The following is a 951-nucleotide window of genomic DNA, read 5'->3' on the forward strand; positions in this document are numbered from 1 at the left end:
AACAGCTCCTTGTATCTCTGTTAATCCACTTGACAATCCTGTCAAAGAAGTAGAAGCAAGCGGTAATACTTGATTAGCTTGATTTTTTAAAGTCGAAAGATTAGAAGATTGATTTTGTAAGTTTTCTAAACTTCCCTGTAAACCTTGTACTAAAGTTACAATTGACTGAGCAGATTGAATACTATCAGTTGAATTTTGAGATACAGAAGCACTTATCTCAGCTTGTTGCTCACTTGTCAATGATTGATAAGCTGCTGTCGATTGAATATTAGCTAATGTAGTCGCTTTATCAGACTGAGCACGTGCTAACATTTGATTAGAAAGAGATACTATACTTGATAAAACAGAATCTAATTGTTTTGTATCTCCAACATCAATATTTTGAATAGCTTGATTTAACTGATTCAAACCAGAAGATAATTGATTAATTTGATCTTTTTGCTCAGACGAAGCATCTAACTTGCTAGAAAGTTGTTGAATTCCTTCACTTAATTGCTCCACACCCATTCGAAGTGTAGCTGATTGATTAGATAACTGATTAGCACCTGTTGCAAGATTTCCCACACCATTTGTATAGGCACTAACACCAGATGAAAATTGATTAAGACCAGCATTAAGCTGAGAAACACCGCCAGTATAGGATTCTACACCAGTATATAACTGATTGATTCCTCTTACTAATTCAGGACTTTTAGAAGATAATTGACCTAATCCGCTATCTAATTGACTCACTGCACCAGTATATGTAACTAAACCACTATTAAAATTCCCTAAGCCAAGATGAAGTTGTTCGACACCAGAAACATAAGCAGATAATCCTTTAGTAAACTGCTCCGTTCCATTTGAAAAGGTTAAACTTGAAGCTGCTAAAGAGTGTAGGTTAGTAGTTAATGTTTGACTTCCTGTCACTAACTGATTCGCTCCATCAGTTAATTTTTCACTACCAGAAGC

Annotated in this window: 1 pseudogene; it reads right to left on the reverse strand. The window is 35.1% G+C overall.

Annotated elements, in window-relative coordinates:
- Nucleotides 1–951 (reverse strand): annotated as a pseudogene (locus WKI42_RS10475) (hypothetical protein); the annotation flags it as partial.

The sequence above is a fragment of the Streptococcus pseudopneumoniae genome (genome assembly GCF_038148935.1).
GTDB lineage: Bacteria > Bacillota > Bacilli > Lactobacillales > Streptococcaceae > Streptococcus > Streptococcus pseudopneumoniae_U.